General features: G+C 70.3%; 24 protein-coding genes. 19 read left to right on the top strand and 5 right to left on the bottom strand.

What is annotated here, in order from left to right:
• Positions 1-49 precede the first annotated feature (49 nt).
• Positions 50-700, bottom strand: coding sequence for a YigZ family protein (locus DEJ24_RS16210; protein ID WP_111079594.1), 651 nt, complete (start codon positions 698-700; stop codon positions 50-52).
• A 59-nt stretch (positions 701-759) separates the two neighbouring features.
• Between DEJ24_RS16210 and DEJ24_RS17065 the strand changes: the two genes are divergently transcribed.
• The 4 genes from DEJ24_RS17065 (at position 760) to DEJ24_RS16195 (ending at position 2,929) form a co-directional block, all read left to right on the top strand.
• A complete protein-coding gene (locus tag DEJ24_RS17065) occupies positions 760-1,200 on the top strand; it encodes a hypothetical protein (RefSeq protein WP_181436641.1) in 441 nt (146 codons plus the stop codon).
• The gene (locus DEJ24_RS17060) at positions 1,197-1,661 is read left to right on the top strand and encodes an ImmA/IrrE family metallo-endopeptidase (protein WP_181436640.1); all 465 of its coding nucleotides are present in this window, start codon (positions 1,197-1,199) and stop codon (positions 1,659-1,661) included. The genes DEJ24_RS17065 and DEJ24_RS17060 overlap by 4 nt, the downstream gene beginning before the upstream one ends.
• Complete coding sequence (locus DEJ24_RS16200; protein WP_111079592.1) at positions 1,658-2,584, top strand: hypothetical protein; 927 nt, start codon at positions 1,658-1,660, stop codon at positions 2,582-2,584. Before DEJ24_RS17060 ends, DEJ24_RS16200 begins: the two co-directional genes overlap by 4 nt.
• A gap of 132 nt (positions 2,585-2,716) precedes the next feature.
• Positions 2,717-2,929, top strand: a complete 213-nt coding sequence (locus DEJ24_RS16195) for an SCO4848 family membrane protein (protein WP_111079590.1) — start codon at positions 2,717-2,719, stop codon at positions 2,927-2,929.
• Between the two features lie 216 nt (positions 2,930-3,145).
• Here DEJ24_RS16195 and DEJ24_RS16190 read toward each other — a convergent pair whose 3' ends face one another.
• The gene (locus DEJ24_RS16190) at positions 3,146-3,451 is read right to left on the bottom strand and encodes a hypothetical protein (RefSeq protein WP_111079588.1); all 306 of its coding nucleotides are present in this window, start codon (positions 3,449-3,451) and stop codon (positions 3,146-3,148) included.
• A 77-nt stretch (positions 3,452-3,528) separates the two neighbouring features.
• On the bottom strand, positions 3,529-5,079 hold the full coding sequence (locus tag DEJ24_RS16185; RefSeq protein ID WP_111079586.1) for an amino acid permease: 1,551 nt from the start codon (positions 5,077-5,079) through the stop codon (positions 3,529-3,531).
• Positions 5,080-5,124: 45 nt separating this feature from the next.
• Here DEJ24_RS16185 and DEJ24_RS16180 point away from each other — a divergent pair, with 45 nt between their 5' ends.
• On the top strand, positions 5,125-6,318 hold the full coding sequence (locus DEJ24_RS16180) for a mechanosensitive ion channel family protein (RefSeq protein ID WP_181432976.1): 1,194 nt from the start codon (positions 5,125-5,127) through the stop codon (positions 6,316-6,318).
• Positions 6,319-6,422: 104 nt separating this feature from the next.
• On the opposite strand, the gene DEJ24_RS16175 is transcribed toward DEJ24_RS16180, so the two are convergent.
• A complete protein-coding gene (locus DEJ24_RS16175; RefSeq protein ID WP_110904698.1) occupies positions 6,423-6,614 on the bottom strand; it encodes a hypothetical protein in 192 nt (63 codons plus the stop codon).
• 99 nt (positions 6,615-6,713) lie between these two features.
• Here DEJ24_RS16175 and DEJ24_RS16170 point away from each other — a divergent pair, with 99 nt between their 5' ends.
• The gene (locus DEJ24_RS16170; RefSeq protein ID WP_111079584.1) at positions 6,714-7,865 is read left to right on the top strand and encodes an SLC13 family permease; all 1,152 of its coding nucleotides are present in this window, start codon (positions 6,714-6,716) and stop codon (positions 7,863-7,865) included.
• Positions 7,866-7,911: 46 nt separating this feature from the next.
• Here the strand turns inward: DEJ24_RS16170 and DEJ24_RS16165 are convergent, their stop codons facing one another.
• Positions 7,912-8,883 (bottom strand): magnesium transporter CorA family protein, encoded by a 972-nt coding sequence (locus tag DEJ24_RS16165; RefSeq protein WP_111079582.1) that lies wholly within the window; start codon positions 8,881-8,883, stop codon positions 7,912-7,914.
• A 160-nt stretch (positions 8,884-9,043) separates the two neighbouring features.
• On the opposite strand from DEJ24_RS16165, the gene otsA reads away from it, so the two are divergent.
• The 13 genes from otsA (at position 9,044) to DEJ24_RS16100 (ending at position 23,562) form a co-directional block, all read left to right on the top strand.
• Positions 9,044-10,636, top strand: a complete 1,593-nt coding sequence (gene otsA, locus DEJ24_RS16160) for an alpha,alpha-trehalose-phosphate synthase (UDP-forming) (RefSeq protein WP_111079580.1) — start codon at positions 9,044-9,046, stop codon at positions 10,634-10,636.
• Positions 10,629-11,426 (top strand): trehalose-phosphatase, encoded by a 798-nt coding sequence (gene otsB, locus DEJ24_RS16155; RefSeq protein WP_111079578.1) that lies wholly within the window; start codon positions 10,629-10,631, stop codon positions 11,424-11,426. Before otsA ends, otsB begins: the two co-directional genes overlap by 8 nt.
• Positions 11,427-11,532: 106 nt before the next feature.
• The gene (gene ilvD, locus DEJ24_RS16150) at positions 11,533-13,227 is read left to right on the top strand and encodes a dihydroxy-acid dehydratase (RefSeq protein WP_111079576.1); all 1,695 of its coding nucleotides are present in this window, start codon (positions 11,533-11,535) and stop codon (positions 13,225-13,227) included.
• A gap of 46 nt (positions 13,228-13,273) precedes the next feature.
• Positions 13,274-15,094, top strand: a complete 1,821-nt coding sequence (locus DEJ24_RS16145) for an acetolactate synthase large subunit (protein ID WP_110904692.1) — start codon at positions 13,274-13,276, stop codon at positions 15,092-15,094.
• The gene (ilvN, locus tag DEJ24_RS16140) at positions 15,091-15,591 is read left to right on the top strand and encodes an acetolactate synthase small subunit (protein WP_110904691.1); all 501 of its coding nucleotides are present in this window, start codon (positions 15,091-15,093) and stop codon (positions 15,589-15,591) included. The genes DEJ24_RS16145 and ilvN overlap by 4 nt, the downstream gene beginning before the upstream one ends.
• Positions 15,592-15,634: 43 nt before the next feature.
• Entirely contained in the window at positions 15,635-16,660 is a 1,026-nt protein-coding gene (gene ilvC / locus DEJ24_RS16135) for a ketol-acid reductoisomerase (protein WP_111079574.1), read from the top strand.
• A gap of 198 nt (positions 16,661-16,858) precedes the next feature.
• Positions 16,859-18,049 (top strand): mannitol-1-phosphate 5-dehydrogenase, encoded by a 1,191-nt coding sequence (locus DEJ24_RS16130; protein ID WP_111079573.1) that lies wholly within the window; start codon positions 16,859-16,861, stop codon positions 18,047-18,049.
• A 26-nt stretch (positions 18,050-18,075) separates the two neighbouring features.
• Complete coding sequence (locus DEJ24_RS16125; RefSeq protein ID WP_111079572.1) at positions 18,076-18,498, top strand: hypothetical protein; 423 nt, start codon at positions 18,076-18,078, stop codon at positions 18,496-18,498.
• Positions 18,495-18,878 carry a hypothetical protein gene (locus tag DEJ24_RS16120; protein WP_111079571.1) on the top strand — a complete coding sequence of 128 codons (384 nt, stop codon included), beginning with the start codon at positions 18,495-18,497 and terminating at the stop codon, positions 18,876-18,878. Before DEJ24_RS16125 ends, DEJ24_RS16120 begins: the two co-directional genes overlap by 4 nt.
• Positions 18,879-18,958: 80 nt before the next feature.
• Positions 18,959-20,548, top strand: a complete 1,590-nt coding sequence (gene serA / locus DEJ24_RS16115) for a phosphoglycerate dehydrogenase (RefSeq protein WP_111079569.1) — start codon at positions 18,959-18,961, stop codon at positions 20,546-20,548.
• A gap of 9 nt (positions 20,549-20,557) precedes the next feature.
• Positions 20,558-21,628, top strand: a complete 1,071-nt coding sequence (locus DEJ24_RS16110; RefSeq protein ID WP_111079567.1) for a 3-isopropylmalate dehydrogenase — start codon at positions 20,558-20,560, stop codon at positions 21,626-21,628.
• 14 nt (positions 21,629-21,642) lie between these two features.
• The gene (locus DEJ24_RS16105) at positions 21,643-22,782 is read left to right on the top strand and encodes a branched-chain amino acid aminotransferase (protein ID WP_111079565.1); all 1,140 of its coding nucleotides are present in this window, start codon (positions 21,643-21,645) and stop codon (positions 22,780-22,782) included.
• Positions 22,783-22,791: 9 nt separating this feature from the next.
• On the top strand, positions 22,792-23,562 hold the full coding sequence (locus DEJ24_RS16100) for a fumarylacetoacetate hydrolase family protein (RefSeq protein WP_111045298.1): 771 nt from the start codon (positions 22,792-22,794) through the stop codon (positions 23,560-23,562).
• Positions 23,563-24,015 lie beyond the last annotated feature (453 nt).

The raw sequence follows: 24,015 nt of genomic DNA, 5'->3' as shown, positions 1-24,015 counted from the left end.
ATCCCGACCACGGCCCCAACCCCAACCCCGGCCTGACCGTGGCGTGACCTCAGGGCGGCGGCACGTCGACGACCCGTTCCTCGCCGACGACCGGCAGGAGCGCGCCGGCGGACACGCTCGCGAGTTCGGTCTCGAGCGCCGGGATCCCGTCCGCGGGTACCCACACCTCGAACACCGCCCGCTCGCCGTACACGGTGTCGCCCGAGGTGGCGTCGTGGTGCTGCACCCAGGCTCGCAGCGCGTTGTCGACGCGCCCGGCATCGGCGTGCGGGACCTCGACGTGCACCCGGGTCCGCGCCGCCCGTCGGACCACCGTCGCCCGGTCGAGGGCCTCGGACACCGAGGTCGAGTAGGCGCGGACGAGTCCGCCGGCGCCGAGCTTCACCCCGCCGAACCAGCGGCTGACGACCACGACGACGTTCGTCAGGTCCCGGCGGCGGAGGACCTCGAGCATCGGCACCCCGGCCGTGCCGGACGGTTCGCCGTCGTCGGAAGAGCGTGCCTGGTCGCCGAGGACGCCCGTGACCATCGCGGTGCAGTGGTGCCTCGCGTCCCATGACCGTCGCCGGACCTCGGCGATCACGGCCTCGGCCGCTGCCGGGTCCGGAGCCGGGTGTGCCGTCGTGACGAACCGGGAGCGGGAGACGACGAACTCGTGCTCGACCGGGCCGGCGATGCTCGAGGGGTACCGGCGCGACACCCTTCCGAGGGTAGTCGAGCAGTAGAGTGGCGCAGCACGGGGAGCGAAGGGGGACGACGATGACGGGATCGGTGCCGAAGGGCGGCGTGCTCGACGCGGGCGAACTCGCACGTCGACTCAACCTGCTGCTCGACTTCGAGGAGTCGCAGCGCGGTGCACCCGTCCCCTTCGCCGAGATCGAGCAGTACGTCGACGCGCACGGCGGATCACTCTCGCGGGCGAAGTGGACGTACATGGTGTCGGGCGACGGCCGGCGCAACAGCGACACCCAGCTGCTCCGCGTCCTCGCGGGCTTCTTCGAGGTGGACGACGCCTTCCTGCTCGAGGACAGCGACCTGCCGGAGCGCATCGGCGCCCAGCTCGCGCTCGTCCGGTCGATCCGGTCGGCGCGTGTCAGCGGCTTCGCGGCGCGGACCTTCCCGGGCGAGCTCTCCCCGGAGGCACTCCGGAGGATCGCCGAGGTCATCGAGCAGGAGTCGAGTCGGGGCGGTGCGGCGTGAGCGACCCCGGCGTCCTCGAGCGCTTCTGGCAGGTGGGTGCCGCGGCGGGCTGGACCGGCATCGAGGACGCCGTCGCCGCCGCCGAGCAGATCGTCGGCAAGCCGATCAGGGTCCGCGAAGAGGCGTTCCTGGCGGATGAACCGGTCTGCGGTTTTGTGGCGACGCTCGAGCACCAGCACCTCGTGATGATCTCGCCGACGCCGTCCCCGACCTTCCGGGCGTTCGTGATCGGGCACGAGCTCGGGCACGTCCTGCACGGGCACCAGGAGTCCGCACCGCAGGCCGCAGCGATCCGGGCACTGATCCCGGACCTGCCGCAGTACAAGGTCGAACGGGCACTCGCCCGCGGCCTGTTCGAGAACGAGTACGAACGCCAGGCGGAGCTCTTCGCGGACCGCCTCGCGCAGCTCATCCGCGGCCACCGCGAGCGTCCCAGCGCGTTCCGCGGGGTCTTCGGGTGATCCTCGCGGTCGTCCAGGCGGTCCTGCTCGTCGTCGGTTCGGTCGTGCTGGCCGTCCTGCAGCGTGGCCAGGACCGCACGCTGACGATGACGTTCCTGCTGTTCTCCGCGACGATCGTCGCGGGCGTCGGACCGCTGTACCGCGCGGTGGACCCGTTGCTCGGCGGGAGGAACGTCCTGACGCTCGTCTGCGACGTCCTCATGGTCCTGGGCACGAGCACCCTGCTCTGGGGTGTGGCGAAGGCCGTCGGGGCGGCACGGACCTGGATGCGGAACGTCGTCGTCGTCTCGTGCTCGCTCGTCCTCGTCCTCATCGTCCTGGCCTTCAGCACGCTCGACCCGGTGCCGACGACGACGACCTTCATGCTCGCGGTCGGTGCTCAGCCGACGGCTGCCGTGTACTCGATCGCGCAGACCACCTACCTGGGTCTGGCGCTCGGTGCGACCGGCCTGATCTGCGTCCTGCGCGTCCTGGAGGCGCGGACCGGCCTGGACCGCGTCGGGCTGTGGGTGCTCGTCGCCGGCGGGGTGTTCGGTGCCGTCCGCATGGTCGTGGTCGCCGTGATGGACCTGGCGCACGTCGCCGGGCGTCTCGACGTCACGTCCGCCCTGAGCCTGCCCTACGACGTCCTGACGCCCGGCGCCGTCCTGCTCGTCGCCTCCGGCATGCTGCTGCTCGTCGTCGGGCACCGCGTCTGGCAGAGCCGTCGCAGTGCGGCGCTGGTCCGGGCGCTCCGTCGCCTCGCACCGGTCCACGCTCGGGTGGGGACCGACAACGAGTACCCGGACTCGGACGACCCGGCCACCCGGTTGAGTCGTCTGATCGTCGAGGTGAACGACGGTGCCCGTCGGAGCCGGACGCCCCTGGACGCCGCGGACCGCGCGGCCCTGGCCGAAGCCGAAGCGGTGCTCGCGACCGCCTGACGCGGACGCGCCGACACCCCCGTCGGGGCCGCCCAGCCCTCGTGTACGCTCTGTAGCACGTGCTACACCTCGTGTGTCGCGGGTCTCGGCCGGTCGTGGGGGGCGGCCGAGGCCCGGGCGTAGGATCGTCGGGTGCTCGTCTTCGCCGCAGTGGTCCTGTTCGTCGGTGCCGTCTTCAACGTGATCGCCTGGCCGCGCTTCTTCCAGCGGGTCGCGAAGGACACCCGAGCCCGTGACACCGCCGGGCATCCGACCACGTTCTGGCGCGTGCACTTCGTGCTGATGACCATCGGGCTGGCCATCGCCGCCGCATCGGTCGTCGCCGCGGTGCTCCTGCTCGTCTGACGACACTGCGATGCGGGTGACGGCCCCGCTGCCCGTGACCGCCTGGCTGCCCTGTGACGGCCTGGCTGCCCTGAGACGGCCTGGAGGCTCGTGACGGGCTCGCCCCGCGCCTCCCGTCAGTGCCGCCCCGCGCCTCCGGTCAGTGCCGCCCCGCGCCTCCGGTCAGTGTCCGCACAGCGCCTCCGGTCGCGGCCGCCCGACGACGACGCTGCCGCGCTACGACGCTGACGGCATCGGCGCGCCGAGCGCCGAGCGCAGCGCCATGTCCGCGAGGGTCTCGTCCGCGGGGGAGAGCAGCACCCGCCAGATGTCCGTCAACGTGACGAACTCCACGCACACGGCGTCGAAGTCGCACTCCTCGATGCGCCAACCGAGGACGGCATCCATCGGAACGGGCAGCAGGGTGTCCTGTTCGAAGCTGGTCTCGGCCGTCACACGGTCGCGGAACACACGGACCCGGCAGAGCGCACCACGCCAGGTGTGCTGCAGGTCGAGCGTCGGGAGAACAGGAGAGTCCGGCACCCGCTGATCGTACCTGCGGGTGCCGGACTCGTGTCGACCCTCGCGGGGCCGTGCGCTTCCTGGTGTGGGACGGACGGTCAGGCGCCGTTGTCGGCGCCGTCGCCGCCGTCGCGACGACGGACCTGTGCGGCCGGGTCGCGACCGTTCACCGGGTACGGCCCGGTGACGCCCTGGCGCAGCGAGGCGATGCGGAGGATCCGGTCACGCTGCAGGAACCAGCCGACGACGAGCAGCGGGATGACGATCACGAGGGACGCGATCGTGTAGGTCCCCACCGGGTAGTCGATCGCCATGAGCACGACCACCGAGGCGAGGAACGCCAGGGTCAGCCAGCTCGTCACGGGCGCGCCGGGGAGTCGGAACGTCGGTTCCTTCGCGAGCCCCTGCTTGGCCCACTGCCGCAGCTTCATCTGGCAGAGGATGATCGTGCCCCACGCCGTGATGATGCCGAGGCTCGCGATGTTCAGGGCGATCTCGAACGCCTGCCCGGGGACGAAGTAGTTGAGCACGACTCCGGCGACGGTGAAGGCGGCGGTCAGCAGGATGCCGGCGTAGGGCACCCCGCCCTTCGACATCTTCGTGGTCCACTTCGGTGCCGAGCCGTTCATGCCCATCGAGTGCAGCGCGCGACCGGTCGAGTACAGCCCGGCGTTCAGCGAGGACAGCGCCGCGGTGAGCACGACGAAGTTCATGATCGACCCGACGACGACGCCGACCTGCGGGTTCCCGATCGACGAGAAGAACGTCACGAACGGGCTCTCGCCCTCCTTGTACGCGGTGTACGGCAGCAGGATGGAGAGCAGCACGATCGAACCGACGTAGAACACCGCGATGCGGAAGACGACGGAGTTGATGGCGCGGGGGATGACCTTCTCGGTGTCCTGGGTCTCACCCGACGCGGTGCCGACGAGCTCGATGGCGGCGTAGGCGAACACGACGCCCTGGATCACCAGGACGGCGGGCAGGACCCCGTTCGGCAGGATCCCGCCGTTGTCGCCCCAGATGGAGAAGCCGGTGCGGACGGCTTCGCCGCCGGCCTCGACGGGGAACGCGAAGACGAGCCAGATGATCGCGACCACCAGGAACGCGACGAGGGCGGCGACCTTGATGAGCGCGAACCAGAACTCGAGCTCGCCGAAGACCTTCACCGCGACCATGTTGGCGGCGAGGACGACGAGCAGCGCGATGAGGGCGAGCAACCACTGCGGTGCCGCCGTGAAGGCCGACCAGTACTTCAGGTAGACCGCGACCGCGGTGGTGTCCACGATCGAGGTCATCGCCCAGTTGAGGAAGTACATCCAGCCGGCGGCGTACGCGAACTTCTCGCCGTAGAACTCCCGCGCGTACGAGATGAACGAGCCGGAGGACGGCCGGTGCAGCACGAGTTCACCGAGCGCCCGCAGGATGAAGAAGGCGAAGACGCCGGCGATCAGGTAGGTGATCGCCAGTGCCGGGCCCGCGGTGTGCAGTCGGCCTCCGGCGCCGAGGAAGAGCCCCGTGCCGATGGCGCCGCCGATGGCGATCATCTGCAGCTGGCGGGGCTTCAACCCGTGCTGGTAGCCCTCTTGCTCGTGCGAGAAGTCGTTCGCGGGAGCGCGGTCAACGCCCGTGTCGTTCTTCGCTGTCATGGCGAGAACGCTACCGCTGTACGTCTGCTGGGCCACCATGGAGGGATGGACATCCTCCTCCGACTCCTCGTCGCGATCGGGTTCGCCCTGCTCGTCACGGCAGCAGCCGCACTCGTCCTGCACCTGGTCTTCCGCGCCCTGGCCCGGCGGGAACGCTGGGCGGCCGCACTCTCCCGACGGACGAAACACCCGACCCGCGCCACCCTGCTCGTCGCCCTGCTCTGGACGGCGTTCACCACGAGCGTGCCCGACGACCTCCGCCGCTTCCCGTGGCGGGACGACGTCTCGCACGTGTTCCTCATCGCGATGATCGGCGTCGGCTGCTGGCTCGCTTGCGAGCTCGCGATCTTCCTCGAGAGCCTCGGCCTGCACCGCTACCGCGTGGACGTCCCGGACAACCGGGTGGCTCGCCGGGTCCGCACGCAGGTCCTCATCATCCGGCGGCTCACCGTCGCGGTCCTCGTCATCATCGCCGTCGGCGCGATCCTGCTGACCTTCCCGGGGGTCGAGGCCGCGGGCGCCAGCGTCCTGGCGAGCGCCGGCCTCCTCTCGGTCATCGCCGGTCTCGCCGCCCAGACCATGCTCGGCAACGTCTTCGCGGGCATGCAGCTCGCGTTCTCCGGGTCGATCCGGGTGGACGACGTCGTCGTGGTCGAGGGACAGTGGGGCCGGATCGAGGAGATCACCCTCACCTACGTCGTGGTGCACCTGTGGGACGACCGCCGGTTCGTCCTGCCGTCGACGTACTTCACCAGCACGCCGTTCGAGAACTGGACCCGGACGAGCAGCGAACTGCTCGGCGCGGTCGAGTTCGACCTGGACTGGCGGGTCAGCCCCTCCGAGATGCGCCTGGAGCTCGACCGGATCCTCGCCACCAGCACGATCTGGGACGGCCGCACGAAGGTCCTCCAGGTCACGGACGCCGTGGGCGGCTTCGTCCGGGTCCGGATCCTCGTGACGGCACCGGACGCGGGCGGGCTGTTCGACCTGCGCTGCTACGTCCGGGAGGAGATGGTCGAGTGGATGCAGCGCCAGCACCCGGAGGCGCTCCCGCTGCAGCGCATGCAGCTCACCGAGGCGACCACCACACCGCGGGCACGGCGCGGGCCGCGGAGCGAGAACGACTCGCAGCTGTTCGGCGAGGGCGACGAGCGCTCCGCCCTCTTCACCGGGCCGATCCGGACCTCGGGGATCCGTCCCGACGAGATCCCGCCGCACGACGAGGACCAGCACCGGTAGGCGCCGCGGCCGTGGAGCCGCCACCACGACGGACGGGAGGCCCGGTACCAGCTGGTACCGGGCCTCCCGTCCGTCTCGTGGTCGCGTCGCGACCGCCGACACGACTAGCGCTGCTTGGACTTCACCGCGCGGTCGTCCTCGACGACCGTGCCCACGGCCACGATCGTCGTCGCGAGCCAGGCCACCCAGGTGAGGGCGAGCCGCCAGTCGCGCGGACCGCGCCTGGACGTCTGCAGCACGCTGTAGCCGCTGATGAGCGAGCCCCACACCGCACCACTGAACATGAACTTCCGCACGGGTTCCTCCTGTCGTCGTCCTGGCCACGTTACCGGGCGCTACATTGGAGCGCCGCCGGGCGCACAGGGACCTCCGGCTCACCACTGAGGAGTCACATCGTGCGCCAAGCAGTCATCGGAGCCGTCCTGCTCGCCGTCGGCGCGGTGTGCGTCGCCCTCGGCCTGCTCCCGGTGCCGGAACTCGGCGCCCTCGCCGCCCGCGTCCTGCCCGTCCTCGGGTTCGTCCTGGGCCTGACCGTCGTCTCCGAACTCGCCGCGGACGCCGGGGTGTTCGACCGCCTGGCCGACGTCGCCGCCCGGATCGGTGGCGGCCGGACCATCGGACTGTGGGGGGCCGTCGTCGTGCTCGCCGTGGTCTGCACCGTCTTCCTGTCGATCGACACCACCGCGGTGCTGCTCACCCCGATCGTCATCACGCTCGCCCGCCGGGTGGGTCTGCCGCCGATGCCGTTCGCCCTCACCACGGTCTGGCTGGCGAACACCGCGTCCCTGCTGCTGCCGGTGTCGAACCTCACCAACCTGCTCGCCGTCGACCGGATCGGGTTGGACGGTCCGCTGCCGTTCGCCGGCCTGATGGTCTGGGCGGCGCTCGCCGGGGTCGTGGTGCCCTGCGCGGTCCTGCTCGTGGTGTTCCGCCGCTCGCTGTCCGGCCGGTACACGTCGGTCGGCCTGCGGAAGGCCGCCGACCCGGTGTTCTTCTGGGCGGCCTCAGCCGTGCTCGTCGCCCTCGTCGTCGCCCTGACCGCGGGTGTCGAGGTCTGGGTGGCCGCCGTCGTCGCCGCCGTCCTGCTCGTCGTCGTCGCGGCCTTCCGGGCACCGTCCGAACTCCGGCCCTCCCGGGTGCCGTGGTCGACGCTCGTCTTCGCCGCCGGGCTCTTCGTCGTCGTCGAGACCCTGCACGCGACCGGCGTCACCGACCCCGTCGTGCACGCGCTGGCCGGTGGCACGGACAGCGGCTCCATGCTGCTCCTCGGCGGCGCGGGCGCGGTCGCGGCGAACGCGATCGACAACCTGCCCGCGTACCTCGTGCTCGAGCCGGCGGCAGGGCACGAGGCCCTGCGGTACGCGGCCCTGCTCGTCGGCGTCAACGCGGGCTGCCTCATCACACCGTGGGCCTCGCTCGCGACGCTGCTGTGGCACGCGCGGCTCACGGCCGAGGGGATCCACCTGTCGTGGGGGCGCTACATCGCGCTCGGGTGCGTGGTGGCACCGCTCACGGTCGTGGCGGGTGTGTTCGCGCTGGCGATCTGAGCGCGGTGGCCCGCCCACGCGTGCACGCGGGTGCGGTGTCCGCGCGTCAGAGCCAGTCGCGGTGCTTGAACGACCGGTAGAGCAGCAGGGACGACGCGACGGTGAGCGCGATCGAGGCCCACAGCCCGCTCCACTGGCCCTCGCCGGGGAACTGCACGTTCTGCCCGAAGAAGCTCGTGATGCCGGTCGGGATCGCGATGATCGCCGCCCAGCTCGTCACCTTCTTCATCACCGTGTTCTGCCGGTTGGACGCCAGGTTGAGGTTCGTGTCGAGGACGCTCGAGACCGCGTCCCGCTGCTGTTCGACGGAGTCGGCGATCGACACCAGGTGGTCCTCGACGTCCCGGAAGTACGGGCGGACGCCGTCGATGATCGTCTCGGCGTCCCCGTGCAGCAGCGAGCCGACACTGTCCCGTGTCGGGACGACGAGCCGGCGGAGCACCCCGAGTGCCTTGCGCAGACGGAACGACCGGCGCTGGATCTGCTGCTCGCGCGGGTCGCCGTTCTCGAACAGGTCGTCCTCGAGCGCGTCGATGTCCCGCTCGATCGTCTCGAGGACGCTCGTGGCGTGGTCGACCACGGTGTCGAGCAGACCCCAGAGCAGCCACGGGACGCCGTGGTCGGCGAGGTCGCTGTTCGCGTCCCACCGGCGCTGTACCGCGGCGGTGTCGAAGTCGGGGCCGTGGATGGTGACGAGGGCGTGGTGCGTGACGAACGCCTTCACCTCGTGGGTGACGAGCTCGCCGTCCTTCCCCGGAGCATGTGCGTCGTAGACCACCAGGAACAGGCCGTCCCGGTACCGGTCGAGCTTCGGGCGCTGCCCGCTCTCCACGGCGTCCTCCACCGCGAGGGCGTGGATGCCGAGTTCCTCCTGCACCTGTTCGAGGTCCGACGCCTGCGGGTCCGTGAAGTCCACCCAGACGAAGGCGCCGTCGCGCGCGACGAGGTCCGAGACCTGCTCGACCGGGAAGTCCCGCTCCGCCGACGAACCGTCCTGCCAGCAACGCGTGCTCACCATGGCGCTGAGCCTAGTGTCGCCGCGCTGCGCGGCGGACGCACCACCGGGCCTCCCGGCCGAGCGCGGGTGAACGTCCCCTCAGCCGGGCCACCCGTGCGCTGGTAGTTTCGGTGCCGACGCCCCGGCAGGCCGCCGGGCAGGAACGGAGCACCCGCCACCCATGCCCGCAGACCGCACCGACACCACGCGCTACGCCTTCGTCGTCGCCTCCAACCGCCTCCCCGTGGACCGCGTCGTCGAGGACGACGGCACCGAGGGGTGGCGGCACTCGCCGGGCGGCCTCGTCACCGCGCTCGAGCCGGTGATGCGCGCCAACGACGGTGCCTGGGTCGGATGGGTCGGGCAGCCGGACGTCACGGTCGAGCCGTTCGACAACGAGGGCATCCACATCGTGCCGGTGCCGCTCAGCGCCGACGACGTGCAGGAGTACTACGAGGGCTTCAGCAACGACACGCTCTGGCCGCTCTACCACGACGTCATCGAGCACCCGAGCTACCACCGCGACTGGTGGAACGCGTACAAGCGCGTGAACCAGCGCTTCGCGGAGCAGATCGCCGAGATCACCGAGCAGGACGGCATCGTCTGGGTGCAGGACTACCAGCTGCAGCTCGTGCCGGCGCTGCTCCGTGCACTCCGCCCGGACCTGACCATCGGCTTCTTCAACCACATCCCGTTCCCGCCGGTCGGCATCTACGCGCAGCTGCCGTGGCGAGCACAGATCCTGGACGGCCTGCTCGGCGCCGACGTGATCGGGTTCCAGCGGCAGGACGACGCCAGCGATTTCCTCCGAGCGGTCCGGCACATCAAGGGCTACACGACGAAGGGGTCGACGGTGGACGTCCCCGTCGACGACCCGAAGGCGCCACGCAGCCGCAAGGGCATCACCGTCCGGCACGTCGAGGCCCGGCACTTCCCGATCTCGATCGACGCCGAGAGCTTCGAGGAGATCGCCCGGCGACCGGAGGTGCAGCAGCGCGCCGAGGAGATCCGCGACGGTCTCGGCAACCCGAAGACCGTCCTGCTCGGCGTGGACAGACTCGACTACACCAAGGGCATCCGACACCGCATCAAGGCGTTCGGCGAACTGGTCGAGGACGGGCGCCTCGCCGTCGAGGACGCCGCGCTCATCCAGGTCGCGAGCCCCAGCCGCGAGCGCGTCGACACCTACCGGATGCTCCGCGACGAGATCGAGCTGAGCGTCGGTCGGATCAACGGCGACCTCGGCGTCATCGGCCACCAGCCGATCTCGTACCTGCACCACGGCTACCCGCGCGAGGAGATGGTGGCGCTCTACCTGGCCGCCGACATCATGCTCGTGACGGCCCTGCGCGACGGCATGAACCTGGTCGCGAAGGAGTACGTCGCGTCCCGCCACGACAACGACGGCGTCCTGATCCTGTCCGAGTTCGCCGGTGCCGCCGACGAGCTCAAGCAGGCCGTGATCGTCAACCCGCACGACATCGGGGCGCTGAAGGACTCGATCCAGCGAGCGATCGAGATGCCCCGCCGTGAGCGCTCGACCCGGATGCGTGCCCTCCGCAAGCGCGTGAAGGACAACGACGTGGCCCGGTGGTCGCGCTCGTTCCTGGAGGCGCTCGACCGACACGCTCCGAAGGGCGCTCAGATCGACCCGGAGTCGATCGAGCAGGGCGAGCCGCACCGCGAGGCCCAGACCGACGGGACGTCGATCTTCGACCAGGACGCGCAGAAGGCCCGCGCCGCCGAGGACACCCGGGAGGACCGTGATGCCTGAACAGCCCTCGAGCACTGACCAGACCACGGCCGGCGGTCTCGAGCAGGCCCTCGAGACGCTCGCGGCTGCGCCGCGACTGCTCGTGGCACTCGACTTCGACGGCACGCTCGCACCGTTCGCCGACGACCCGGCCGACGTCGGTGCCCTGCCCGGCAGCTGGGCCGCCGTGCTCACCCTGCAGCGGGCACGGGACACCGAGGTCGTGCTCGTCTCCGGACGGCCGCTCGGCAGTCTCGCGGCGGTGACGCACGCCCCGGGCGGCATGGCGCTCGTCGGCTCGCACGGCGTGGAGTGGCGGGTCGACGGCCACGACGAGGACGCCCTCACCGCGGACGAGTCCGCCCGGGTGGCCCGCATCGGTGCGGCGCTCGACGAGGTCGGTGCACGGCACCCGGGCGTCGTCATCGAGCACAAGCCGGCCGGTCACGGCGTGCACACCCGACGGGTGAGCACGGACGAGGCCGCTGCGGCGAACGCGGACGCCAGCCGCGCGGCCCACGACGCGGACCCCGACGTCCTCGAGCGGGGTGGCAAGGACATCGTCGAGTTCGCGGTCCGGCGCGTCACGAAGGGCGACGCGATCGAGCGCCTGCGCCGACTCCGTGGCGCGGACGCGGTCTTCTTCGCCGGCGACGACGTGACCGACGAGGACGGCTTCCGCGCGCTCCACGACGGGGACGTCGGCGTGAAGGTGGGGGAGGGCGACACGCTCGCCGGACACCGCGTCGCCGACCCTGCTGCGCTGACCGACGTCCTCAAGCAGCTGGCCCGCGTCCGGGCCACGCGCTGAACCGGGGCCGGGAGCGCACGCACCACGAGCCTCCCGGCCAGGCGCAACACCATGCGCACGCATGGTGTTGCGCCATTGGTATCCCAAACGGTCCTAGACTCTGGACATGCCTGACATCGACGTGAAGCCGCGCAGCCGGGTCGTCACCGACGGGATCGAAGCAACCACTTCGCGTGGCATGCTGCGGGCCGTCGGGATGGGCGACGAGGACTGGGAGAAGCCGCAGATCGGCATCGCCTCGTCGTGGAACGAGATCACCCCCTGCAACCTGTCCCTCGACCGGCTCGCACAGGGCGCCAAGGAAGGCGTCCACGGCGGCGGCGGGTACCCGCTGCAGTTCGGCACCATCTCGGTGTCCGACGGCATCTCGATGGGCCACGAGGGCATGCACTTCTCGCTGGTCTCGCGTGAGGTCATCGCGGACAGCGTCGAGACCGTCGTGAGCGCCGAGCGCCTCGACGGCACCGTGCTGCTCGCCGGCTGCGACAAGTCGCTACCCGGCATGCTGATGGCCGCCGCGCGCCTGGACCTGTCGAGCGTGTTCCTCTACGCGGGCTCGGTCATGCCGGGCTACGTCAAGCAGGCCGACGGCACGATGAAGGAAGTCACGATCATCGACTCCTTCGAAGGCGTCGGCGCGTGCAAGGCCGGCACCATGAGCGAGGAAGAGCTCAAGAAGATCGAGTGTGCGATCGTCCCGGGCGAGGGCGCCTGCGGCGGCATGTACACCGCGAACACGATGGCGAGCCTGGCCGAGGCGCTCGGCATGTCGCTGCCGGGCTCCGCTGCGCCGCCGAGCGCCGACCGCCGCCGCGACTACTACGCGCACCGCTCTGGTGAGGCCGTCGTCAACCTGCTCCGCAAGGGCATCACCGCCCGCGACATCCTGACGCGCGAGGCCTTCGAGAACGCCATCACCGTGCTCATGGCCCTCGGCGGGTCGACGAACGCGGTGCTGCACCTGCTCGCGATCGCGCACGAGGCCGAGGTCGAGCTGACCCTCGACGACTTCAACCGGATCGGTGCCGCGGTGCCGCACCTGGCCGACATGAAGCCGTTCGGCAAGTACGTCATGGTGGACGTCGACCGGAACGGCGGCATCCCCGTGATCATGAAGGCGCTGCTCGACGCGGGCCTGCTGCACGGTGACTGCATGACGGTGACCGGCAAGACCGTCGCCGAGAACCTCGCCGAGATCGACCCGCCGGAGCTCGACGGTGAGGTCTTCCGGAAGATCGACAACCCCATCCACGCCACCGGCGGCCTGACGATCCTGCAGGGCTCGTTCGCGCCGGAGGGCGCCGTCGTGAAGACCGCCGGGTTCGACGCCGACGTGTTCGAGGGACCGGCGCGGGTGTTCGACCGCGAGCGCGCCGCCATGGACGCCCTCACCGAGGGGACGATCCAGAAGGGCGACGTGGTGGTCATCCGCTACGAGGGCCCGAAGGGCGGACCGGGCATGCGCGAGATGCTCGCGATCACCGCGGCCATCAAGGGCGCGGGGCTCGGCAAGGATGTACTACTCTTGACGGACGGTCGATTCTCAGGCGGCACAACCGGCCTCTGCATCGGCCACATCGCACCGGAAGCCGTGGACGCAGGTCCAGTGGCGTTCGTGCGCGATGGCGACCGCATCCGTGTCGACATCCCCGCTCGCTCGCTCGACCTACTGGTCGACCCGGACGAGTTGGAAGCCCGCCGTGACGGCTGGGCTCCGTTGCCCCCGCGCTACACCCGCGGAGTCCTCGCGAAGTACGCCAAGCTCGTCCAGTCCGCTGCCACCGGCGCGGTCACGGGCTGACGTCGACACCCCGCTGATCGCCATCCCTCCAGGCAAGGAACCGTTCATGCCCACGGAAGCCACACCGCTGTCCGCTGCCGGAGCACGTCGTTCGCCGGAGGTCCTGACCGGCTCGGGAGCCGTCCTGCGGACGCTCGAGCACCTCGGGATCACCGACGTCTTCGGCCTCCCCGGCGGCGCGATCATCCCGTTCTACGACGAGCTCATGGCGTCGACGACCATCCGTCACATCCTGGTCCGGCACGAGCAGGGCGCCGGTCACGCCGCCGAGGGCTACGCGTCCTCGTCCGGCAAGGTCGGCGTCGCCATCGCCACCTCCGGCCCCGGCGCGACGAACCTCGTCACCGCGATCGCCGACGCCTACATGGACTCGGTGCCGTTCATCGCCATCACCGGCCAGGTGTTCTCGACGCTGATGGGCACCGACGCCTTCCAGGAGGCCGACATCGTCGGCATCACGATGCCGATCACGAAGCACTCGTTCCTGGTCACCAAGCCCGAGGACGTCCCCGCGACGCTCGCGGCGGCGCACTTGATCGCGACGACGGGCCGACCCGGCCCGGTGCTCGTCGACATCACCAAGGACGCCCAGCAGAAGTCGGCGCCGTACATCTGGCCGCCGAAGCTCGACCTGCCCGGGTACCGCCCGGTGACGAAGGCGCACGGCAAGCAGATCACCGCGGCGGCCCAGCTGCTCGCCGAGTCGAACCGCCCCGTGCTCTACGTCGGCGGTGGGGTGATCCGGTCCGGCGCGTCCGCGGAGCTCCTGGCGTTCGCCGAGGCGACGGGCGCACCGGTCGTGACGACGCTGATGGCCCGTGGTGCCTTCCCCGACTCGCACGCGCAGCACCTCGGCATGCCGGGCATGCACGGCACGGTGCCGGCGGTGCTCGGGCTGCAGGAGAGCGACCTGATCATCGCGCTCGGCGCCCGCTTCGACGACCGTGTCACGGGCAAGGTCGACGACTTCGCCCCGCACGCCAAGGTCGTGCACGTCGACATCGACCCGGCCGAGATCTCGAAGATCCGGTACGCCGACGTCCCGATCGTCGGTGACGCGAAAGAGGTCCTCGTCGACCTCGTGGCGGCGTGGGCCGACGTGCCGGTCGACCAGCGGGCCTCCACCGCGGACTGGTGGGCACACCTCAACCAGCTGCTCGAGGACTTCCCGCTCGGCTACACCGAACCGACCGACGGACTGCTCGCCCCGCAGGCGATCATCAAGCGCATCGGTGAGATGACCGGGCCCGAGGGCGTCTTCGCCTCCGGTGTCGGTCAGCACCAGATGTGGTCCGCGCAGTTCATCCAGTACGAGCGCCCGAACGCGTGGCTGAACTCCGGCGGCGCGGGCACGATGGGCTACTCGGTCCCGGCGGCGATGGGTGCCAAGGTCGCCCAGCCCGACCGGGTGGTGTGGGCGATCGACGGCGACGGCTGCTTCCAGATGACGAACCAGGAACTCGCGACCTGCGTCATCAACGACATCCCGATCAAGGTCGCGATCATCAACAACTCCTCGCTCGGCATGGTGCGGCAGTGGCAGACCCTGTTCTACGACGGGCGCCACTCGTTCACCGACCTGCAGACCGGCCACGGCACCCGTCGGGTCCCGGACTTCGTGAAGCTCGCGGACGCGTACGGGGCGCTCGGCATCCGGGTCGAGAAGGCCGAGGACGTCGACGCGGCCATCCAGCTCGCGCTCGACACCAACGACCGCCCGGTGGTCATCGACTTCGTGGTCAGCCGCGACTCGATGGTCTGGCCGATGGTCCCGCAGGGGATCGGCAACTCGTCCATCCAGTACGCCCGCGACCTCGCCCCGACGTGGGACGACGAGGACGCCGACATGACGGGGGAGCCCGCATGAGCCACGTCCTGTCCCTCCTCGTGGAGGACAAGCCGGGTCTGCTGACCCGCGTCGCCGGCCTGTTCGCCCGGCGCGGTTTCAACATCGAGTCCCTCGCCGTCGGCAACACCGAGGTGGACGGCCTCAGCCGCATCACCGTCGTGGTGGACGTCGAGGACCTCCCGCTCGAGCAGGTGACGAAGCAGCTCAACAAGCTCGTGAACGTCATCAAGATCGTGGAGCTCGACTTCCCCCAGTCGGTGCAGCGCGAACACATGCTCGTCAAGGTGCGGGTCGACAACCAGACCCGGTCCGCGGTGCTCGACGCCGTGACGCTCTTCCGGGCGCAGGTCGTCGACGTCGCCACCGATTCGCTCGTCGTCGAGGTGACCGGTGACCCCGGCAAGATCCAGGCGATCCTGCGCGTCCTCGAGCCCTACGGCATCAAGGAGCTGGCCCGCGCCGGACTCCTCGGCATGGGCCGCGGACCGAAGAGCATCACCGACCGGGTGCGCTGAGCACCGGTCGCCCCAGACACCCCAACCAAGGAGACCACGCACCGTGACTGACATCGTGTACGACGCCGACGCCGACCTGAGCCTCATCCAGGGCAAGAAGGTCGCCGTCATCGGCTACGGCTCGCAGGGCCACGCCCACGCCCTCAACCTCCGCGACTCCGGCGTCGAGGTCAAGATCGGCCTCAAGGAGGGCTCGAAGAGCCTCCAGAAGGCCGAAGAGGCCGGCTTCGAGGTCCACACGCCCGCCGACGCCACCGCCTGGGCCGACGTCGTCGTCATCCTCGCGCCGGACCAGGTCCAGCGCATCGTCTACAAGGACGACATCGCCCCGAACCTCAAGCAGGGCGCGACCCTCGTCTTCGGCCACGGCTTCAACATCCGCTACGGCTACATCGAGGCCCCCGAGGGCGTCGACGTCTCGCTCGTCGCACCGAAGGGCCCGGGCCACACGGTCCGTCGTGAGTACGAGGCCGGCCGCGGCGTCCCCGTGATCGTCGCGGTCGAGGTCGACGCCTCGGGCAGTGCCTGGGACCTCGCCTGGTCCTACTCGAAGGCCATCGGCGGCCTGCGCTCCGGCGGCATCAAGACGACCTTCACCGAGGAGACCGAGACCGACCTGTTCGGCGAGCAGGCCGTCCTCTGCGGTGGCACCTCGCAGCTGATCCAGTACGGCTTCGAGACCCTGGTCGAGGCCGGGTACCAGCCGCAGATCGCCTACTTCGAGGTCCTGCACGAGCTCAAGCTGATCGTCGACCTGATCTGGGAGGGCGGCCTCACCAAGCAGCGCTGGTCAATCTCCGACACCGCCGAGTTCGGTGACTACGTCTCCGGCCCGCGCGTGATCTCGCCCGAGGTCAAGGAGAACATGAAGGCGGTGCTCGCCGACATCCAGGACGGCACCTTCGCGAAGCGCTTCATCGAGGACCAGGACGCCGGTGCGCCGGAGTTCACGGCCCTCCGCGAGAAGGGCGAGGGCCACCCGGTCGAGGCGACCGGCCGCGAGCTCCGCAAGCTCTTCGCGTGGAAGCAGGCCGACTCGGACTACGTCGACGGTTCGGCCGCGCGGTAGTCTGCCTGAGACAAGCTCGACCCGCGAGGCGGCGGTGCACTGCACCGCCGCCTCTCGATGTGACCCGGACACCATGCAGCAGCTCCTCCAGTACCCCGACGTCTCCCGAGGACGTCAGCGCAGCGCCGTGACGCGCGCCGTCGCCGTCCCCTCCACACCGTGGCAGGCACGGTCCGTCGAGCATGGGATGATCGTTCGATGGCGGTGACGAGACGAGCGGTCCACATCGGCGCCGGCAAGATCGGGCGCGGGTTCGTGGGCCAGTTCCTCGTGGCGAGCGGCTACGACCTCACCTTCGTCGACGTCGACCAACGCGTGGTCTCCGCCCTCAACGAAGCCGGCCGGTTCGTGGTGCACGAGGTCGGCGAGATGCCCGTCGAGCACCTGGTCCACGGGTTCCGGGCGCTGAACAGCAAGACCGACCGTGACCGCGTCGTGCAGGCGATCGCCGACGCCGACGTCGTCACGACGGCCGTCGGAGCGCGCACCCTGCCCCTCGTGGCGCCGCTCATCGCCGAGGGGCTGGCCGCACGCCCGATCGACCGCGGCGACGTCACGATCGTGGCCTGCGAGAACGCCTTCAACGCCACCGACTCGCTGCACGCCAGCATCCGACGCGCGCCGATCCTCGAGGACCGCGACGTCGCCGCCGTCTTCGCCAACTGCGCGATCGACCGCATCGTCCCCGACCAGTCCGGGGTGCTCGGACAGTCCGGCGGCCTCGACGTCGTCCTCGAACCGTTCTACGAGTGGGTCATCGAACGCACGCCGTTCGCCGGGACCGGCTCCGAGCCTCCCGTCATCGACGGTGTGACCTGGGTCGACGACCTGCAGCCGTTCGTCGAGCGGAAGCTCTACACCGTCAACACGGCGCACGGCGCCGCCGCCTACCACGGCTGGGTCCGCGGCATCGGGCTCATCCGGGAGGCTCTCCAGGACCCCGACGTGCGGGCTGAGGTCGACGGGGTGCTCGCGGAGACGACGGCGCTGCTCGTCGCGAAGCACGGCTTCGACCCGGCGGACCACGCCCGCTACGTCGCGGCGAACCTGACCCGCATCGCGAACCCGCTCCTGCCCGACACCACCCGTCGCGTCGGTCGCAACCCGCTCCGCAAGCTCGGTCGTCGTGAACGCTTCATCGGCCCGGCCGCGCAGCTCGCCGAGCGCGGCCTGCCCGTCGACCACCTCATCGGTGCGGTCCGCGTCGCGCTGGAGTTCGACGACCAGGACGACCCCGAGTCGATCGAGCTGCACGCCCTGCTCCGCTCCGGTGCCACCGCGCACGCCCTGACCGAGATCCTGACCGGACTCATGGAGGGCCATCCGCTGTTCCCGGCGGTCCGCGACGTGGTCGCCGGTGTCCTCGAGACCCAGCCCGCGCAGGCATGAGCGGCGACCCTCGTAGGATCGACGGCATGACCGAGGCGCGCGAACCCGACGACGACGCCGCCCTGTCGTGGGGCGACGCCGAGGACGCGACACACGTCGACGCCGCGCGCAACCCGATCGCCGTCAAGGAACGGGACTCCCGTGATCCCGACGCGCCCGAGACGTCCGGGGCGCTCATCGGGTTCGGTGTCTTCGGCGGGCTGTACCTGCTCTACACCGTCGCCTGGCTGCTCACGGCCTCGACCAGTTACCTGTCGACGACCGACGCGGTGCTGTCCGGCTTCGTCACCCTGCTCCGTTTCCTGGCGATCGTCGCGCCGGCGCTCTGGTTCGCCGTGGTGATCTGGGTCGCCCGCACCCGCAGCACGCGCACGCGGTTGCTCTGGATGCTGCTCGGCGCCGTCGTGCTGTTCCCGTGGCCGTTCCTGATGACGCGGAGCTTCGGGTGAGCGCCGTCGAGCGCCCCGCTGGCGGGTCCCGCACCGCAGGGGAACTGGTCGGACGGATCGTCGTCTGGGTGTGCTTCGCGGCGCTGTTCGCCTACATGACCGCGCAGAGCGTCGGCAACTTCGTGGTGATCACCGACAAGCTGCAGAAGTTCAACGAGTTCGTCGGGTCCGCCGGTGGAGCGTCCCTGCAGCGATCCGTGCCGTGGGTGTGGCTGGTCCTCGACGTCCTCATCCCGCCGCTCGCGTACGCGGTCGGCGTGTGGGTCACCCGACGGTCGACGGCGGTCGTGACCGTCGCGGTGCTCGTCGTCGCCTTCGCCGCCGCGGGCGCGCTGTGGCTCACGCTGCAGCTCTACGTGCCGAGCCTCGTCGAGCTCTGACCCGCTCCCGGCGTCGTAACCGGGTCCGGCCGTCGGTAGGGTGGTGGTACACCACCCGTCTCGTGTGAGGAACCGCAGTCGTGTCGAAGCCGGTCGTACTGATCGCCGAAGAACTCTCGCCCGCCACCGTCGACGCCCTCGGGCCCGACTTCGAGATCAGGAACGTGGACGGCACCGACCGTCCGGCGCTGCTCGCGGCGCTGTCCGACGCGCACGCGATCCTGGTGCGCTCCGCGACCAAGGTCGACGCCGAGGCGATCGCCGCGGCCCCGGAGCTCAAGGTCGTCGCCCGTGCCGGCGTCGGCCTCGACAACGTCGACATCAAAGCGGCGACGACCGCCGGCGTGATGGTCGTCAACGCGCCGACGTCCAACATCATCTCCGCGGCCGAGTTGACGGTCGGGCACATCCTGTCGCTCGCCCGCCACATCCCGGCAGCGCACGCGTCGCTGGCTGCCGGTGCCTGGAAGCGGTCGTCGTACACCGGTGTCGAGCTCTACGAGAAGACGGTCGGCATCATCGGCCTCGGCCGCATCGGTGCCCTGATCACCCAGCGCCTGCAGGCGTTCGGCGTCTCGGTCATCGCGTACGACCCCTACGTGACCTCGGCCCGCGCCCAGCAGCTCGGCGTCGAACTCGTCTCGCTCGAGGACCTGCTCCGGCGCGCGGACTTCACCACGATCCACATGCCGAAGACGCCCGAGACGGTGGGCATGATCTCCGACGAGCAGTTCGCGCTGATGAAGCCGACCGCCTTCGTCGTGAACGTCGCCCGCGGCGGGCTCATCGACGAGGACGCGCTGCACCGGGCGCTGACGTCGAACACCATCGCCGGCGCCGGTCTCGACGTGTTCGTGTCCGAGCCGCCGAAGGACTCGCCGCTCGTGTCCCTGCCGAACGTCGTCGTGACCCCGCACCTCGGTGCCTCCACCGACGAAGCGCAGGAGAAGGCGGGTGTCGCCGTCGCCAAGTCGGTCCGCCTCGCTCTCGGTGGCGAGCTCGTCCCGGACGCGGTCAACGTCGCCGGTGGTGTCATCGACCCGTACGTCCGCCCGGGCATCCCGCTGGTCGAGAAGCTCGGCCAGGTCTTCACGGCGATGGCGACCTCGCCCGTGACGAGCATCGACGTCGAGGTGCACGGCGAGCTCGCCGCGTACGACGTCAGCGTGCTGAAGCTCGCGGCGCTGAAGGGCGTGTTCACCGACGTCGTCAGCGACCAGGTGTCCTACGTCAACGCGCCGCTCATCGCCGAGCAGCGCGGTGTCACCGTCCGGCTCATCACCGACGCGGACAGCCCCGAGTACCGCAACCTCCTCACGATCCGCGGTGCGCAGTCGGACGGCCCGGCGATCAGCGTCTCGGGCACCCTCACCGGCCCGAAGCAGGTCGAGAAGCTCGTCGAGATCAACGGGTACGACGTCGAGGTCGCCCTCGACAAGCACCACGTCGTGATGGCCTACACGGACCGTCCGGGCATCGTCGCGGTCTACGGCAAGGAGTTCGGCGAGGCGGGGATCAACATCGCCGCGATGCAGATCGCCCGTCAGTCCGCCGGCGGTGAGGCGCTCAGCGTGCTGACCGTCGACTCGCCGGTGCCGGACGACGTCCTCGAGCACGTCCGTTCCACGATCGACGCGGCCTCGCTGCGTGAGATCGACATCACGCTCTAGGAGACCCACATGTCGCAGACGCTCAGGCTGGCCGTCATCCGTGGCGACGGCATCGGCCCGGAGGTCGTGGACGAAGCACTGAAGGTCCTGCACGCCGTGACCGACGGTGACCTCAACGTGCAGGAGACCCCGTTCTCGCTGGGAGCCGAGCGCTTCCTGGCGACCGGGGACATCCTCACCGACGACGACCTGACGGCTCTGGCGGGACACGACGCGATCCTGCTCGGCGCCGTCGGCGGCGACCCTCGTGACCCGCGTCTGGCCGGGGGCATCATCGAGCGCGGCCTGCTGCTGAAGCTGCGGTTCGCGTTCGACCACTACGTCAACCTGCGTCCGACCAAGGTGCACGCGGCGGTCGGTTCGCCGCTCGCCGACCCGGGCGAGGTGGACTTCGTCGTCGTCCGTGAAGGCACCGAAGGCCCCTACGTCGGCAACGGCGGCGCCATCCGGGTCGACACCCCGCACGAGATCGCCACCGAGGTCTCGCTCAACACCGCGCACGGTGTCGAACGGGTCGTGCGGTACGCCTTCGACCTCGCGATGCGGCGCCCGCGGAAGCACCTGACGTTGGTGCACAAGAGCAACGTCCTGGTGCACGCCGGCTCGCTCTGGCAGCGGACCGTCGCCGCGGTCGGTGTCGAGTACCCGGAGGTGACGGTCGACTACCAGCACGTGGACGCGGTCACCATCCACATGGTGCGCGAGCCCTCCCGGTTCGACGTCATCGTCACCGACAACCTCTTCGGCGACATCATCACCGACCTCGCCGGCGCCATCAGCGGTGGCATCGGCCTCGCGGCGTCCGGCAACCTCAACCCCGACGGCACCTTCCCCAGCATGTTCGAGCCGGTCCACGGGTCCGCGCCGGACATCGCGGGCCAGCAGGTGGCCGACCCCACCGCCGCGGTCCTCTCGGTCGCCCTGCTGCTCGACCACGTCGGCCGGACGGACCTGGCGGCCGCGGTGACCCGCGCGGTGGAGGCCGACCTCGCCAGCCGGGGCACCACCCGACGGTCCACGGCCCAGATCGGCGACGCCATCGCCGGAGCCGCGGCAGCCGCACGCACCACCACGGCCTGACAGGAGCCACCCGCATGAGCGACAGCACCACCGAGACCACCGACACCGACTTCGCCCTCGACTTCTCGACGACCCCGTCCCCGGAGCGCCGTGCCGCCGCCGAGCGCGAGGAGATCCTCGCCGACCCCGGGTTCGGCAAGCACTTCACGGACCACATGGCCTCGGTGGAGTGGACGATCGACGACGGCTGGCACGACGCCTCGGTCCACGCGTACGGTCCGCTCTCCCTCGATCCGAGTGCGAGTGTCCTGCACTACGCGCAGGAGATCTTCGAGGGCATGAAGGCCTACCGGCACGCCGACGGCTCCATCTGGGCGTTCCGTCCCGACGCCAACGCCCGTCGGTTCGCCCGCTCCGCCCGTCGGCTCGCGCTGCCGGAGCTGCCCGAATCGGTGTTCGTGGAGTCCATCCGCCGGCTCGTCGCGACGGACCAGGACTGGGTGCCGTCCGCTCCGGAGACGAGCCTGTACCTCCGCCCCTTCATGATCGCGACCGAGTCGTTCCTCGGTGTCCGTGCTGCGAACGAGGTGCAGTACCACTGCATCGCCAGCCCGGCGGGCCCGTACTTCACGTCCGGCCCGAAGCCGGTGTCCATCTGGCTCTCGACGCAGTACGCCCGCGCCGCCCGGGGCGGCACCGGAGCCGCGAAGACCGGTGGCAACTACGCGGCGTCGTTGCTGCCGCAGCAGGAGGCGTACGAGCACGGTTGCCAGCAGGTGATGTTCCTGGACTCCGAGAAGGGCGAGTACCTGGAGGAGCTCGGCGGCATGAACGTCGTCCTGGTGCGCTCCGACGGCACGCTCGTCACGCCGGACTCGGACTCGATCCTCGAGGGCATCACCCGGGACTCGATCCTGCAGCTCGCACTCGACCGCGGCCTCAGCGTGGAACGTCGTGCGGTGTCCCTCGCGGAGTGGCGGGACGGTGTCGCCGACGGCACCATCACCGAGGCCTTCGCCTGTGGGACCGCGGCCGTCGTCACACCGATCGCGGAGCTGCGAGGCGAGGGGTTCACGATCGGTTCGCCGACGTCGGGCGCCGGCGAACTGACGATGTCCCTGCGTGAGGAACTCACCGACATCCAGTACGGCCGCCGCCCCGACCCGCACGGCTGGATGGTCCGGCTCACGGACCCGACGCCGAGCGCTGAGTAGGGTCGACCCGTGAAGATCGCACGGTTCAGCACCGAGGGGGAGGACCCCCGCTACGGCATCCTCGACGAGCGCGCACTGGTGGTGCTCGCCGGCGACCCGATGTACCAGGGCTTCGAGACGACGGGGGAGCGGGTGTCCCTGAAGGACGCGAAGCTGCTCGCCCCCGTCATCCCGCGGTCGAAGGTGATCGGGGTCGGCCTCAACTACGCCGAGCACGTCTCGGAGATGGAGGAGCACACCGCGGACGACCCGGTCGTGTTCCTCAAGCCGAACACCTCGGTGATCGGCCCCGAGGACCCGATCCGTCTGCCCGCCGACATCGGCCGCGTCGACCACGAGGGCGAACTGGCCATCGTGATCGGCTCCCTCGCCAAGAACGTGGCGAAGGAGGACTTCGCGAGCGTGATCCTCGGGTACACGATCGCGAACGACGTGACCGCGCGCGACCTGCAGGCCCGCGACGGTCAGTGGGCGCGAGCGAAGGGGTTCGACACGTTCTGCCCGCTCGGCCCGGTCATCGAAACGGAGATCGACCCGTCCGACATCCGGCTCGAGACGCGCGTCGACGGCGACCTCCGCCAGGCAGCCTCGACGAACGAGATGATCCACGACATCCCGACGCTCATCGAGTTCATCTCGTCGATCTGGACGTTGCTGCCCGGCGACGTCATCCTCACCGGGACCCCCGCCGGCGTCGGGCAGATCCGGGACGGCGAGGTGGTGGAGGTCACGATCTCCGGCATCGGTTCGCTCCGCAACCCGGTCATCGCCCGGCACTGAGTGCCCCGCACCGATCTGGAGGCCCGACACCGTCATGGTGTCGGGCTTCCGTCCGTCTCGGGGCAGGCCTGGTGACGTCGGTACGCGGCATCGTCCGACGGCACGACACGCCCGGGATCGGACCTGGTTGGCAGGCCCTCGGACCGTGTGTAGAGTAATCACTCGTTGCCGCTGAGGCGGAACGGAACGGCCGAGACGGTCACCGGGTGCGAACCTGGGAGATGCAGTCCGGACGGGGTCCGCCTCCAGCAACCACCCCCATCGATCAGGTGTCGACTTCGTGTCGGTCATCCGGTGGGTTCGAGAACGACAGCCTCTCTGGCGTGACATCGTGTTGGTGTTGTGTGGGGAGTGCGTCTGGTCCTTGAGAACTCAACAGCGTGCACATTGTCAATGCCAATTTTATTGACCTCGTGCTCGATCGGTTTCGGCTGGTCGGGTCATGAAGCAATT

It is taken from the genome of Curtobacterium sp. MCPF17_001, assembly GCF_003234615.1.
GTDB lineage: Bacteria > Actinomycetota > Actinomycetes > Actinomycetales > Microbacteriaceae > Curtobacterium.
Note: the sequence above shows the minus strand (reverse complement) of the source record. Positions and strands in the feature narration are given on the sequence as shown.

What these genes read in the sequence shown, in the direction of transcription:
- DEJ24_RS16180 (WP_181432976.1), top strand. Translation starts at nt 5,125, where the DNA reads ATGGACATCCTCCTCCGACTCCTCGTCGCGATCGGGTTCGCCCTGCTC.
- ilvD (WP_111079576.1), top strand. Translation starts at nt 11,533, where the DNA reads ATGCCTGACATCGACGTGAAGCCGCGCAGCCGGGTCGTCACCGACGGG.
- DEJ24_RS16165 (WP_111079582.1), bottom strand. Translation starts at nt 8,883, where the DNA reads ATGGTGAGCACGCGTTGCTGGCAGGACGGTTCGTCGGCGGAGCGGGAC.
- otsB (WP_111079578.1), top strand. Translation starts at nt 10,629, where the DNA reads ATGCCTGAACAGCCCTCGAGCACTGACCAGACCACGGCCGGCGGTCTC.
- DEJ24_RS16130 (WP_111079573.1), top strand. Translation starts at nt 16,859, where the DNA reads ATGGCGGTGACGAGACGAGCGGTCCACATCGGCGCCGGCAAGATCGGG.
- DEJ24_RS17065 (WP_181436641.1), top strand. Translation starts at nt 760, where the DNA reads ATGACGGGATCGGTGCCGAAGGGCGGCGTGCTCGACGCGGGCGAACTC.
- DEJ24_RS16125 (WP_111079572.1), top strand. Translation starts at nt 18,076, where the DNA reads ATGACCGAGGCGCGCGAACCCGACGACGACGCCGCCCTGTCGTGGGGC.
- DEJ24_RS16105 (WP_111079565.1), top strand. Translation starts at nt 21,643, where the DNA reads ATGAGCGACAGCACCACCGAGACCACCGACACCGACTTCGCCCTCGAC.
- ilvN (WP_110904691.1), top strand. Translation starts at nt 15,091, where the DNA reads ATGAGCCACGTCCTGTCCCTCCTCGTGGAGGACAAGCCGGGTCTGCTG.
- DEJ24_RS16145 (WP_110904692.1), top strand. Translation starts at nt 13,274, where the DNA reads ATGCCCACGGAAGCCACACCGCTGTCCGCTGCCGGAGCACGTCGTTCG.
- DEJ24_RS16110 (WP_111079567.1), top strand. Translation starts at nt 20,558, where the DNA reads ATGTCGCAGACGCTCAGGCTGGCCGTCATCCGTGGCGACGGCATCGGC.
- DEJ24_RS16185 (WP_111079586.1), bottom strand. Translation starts at nt 5,079, where the DNA reads ATGACAGCGAAGAACGACACGGGCGTTGACCGCGCTCCCGCGAACGAC.
- otsA (WP_111079580.1), top strand. Translation starts at nt 9,044, where the DNA reads ATGCCCGCAGACCGCACCGACACCACGCGCTACGCCTTCGTCGTCGCC.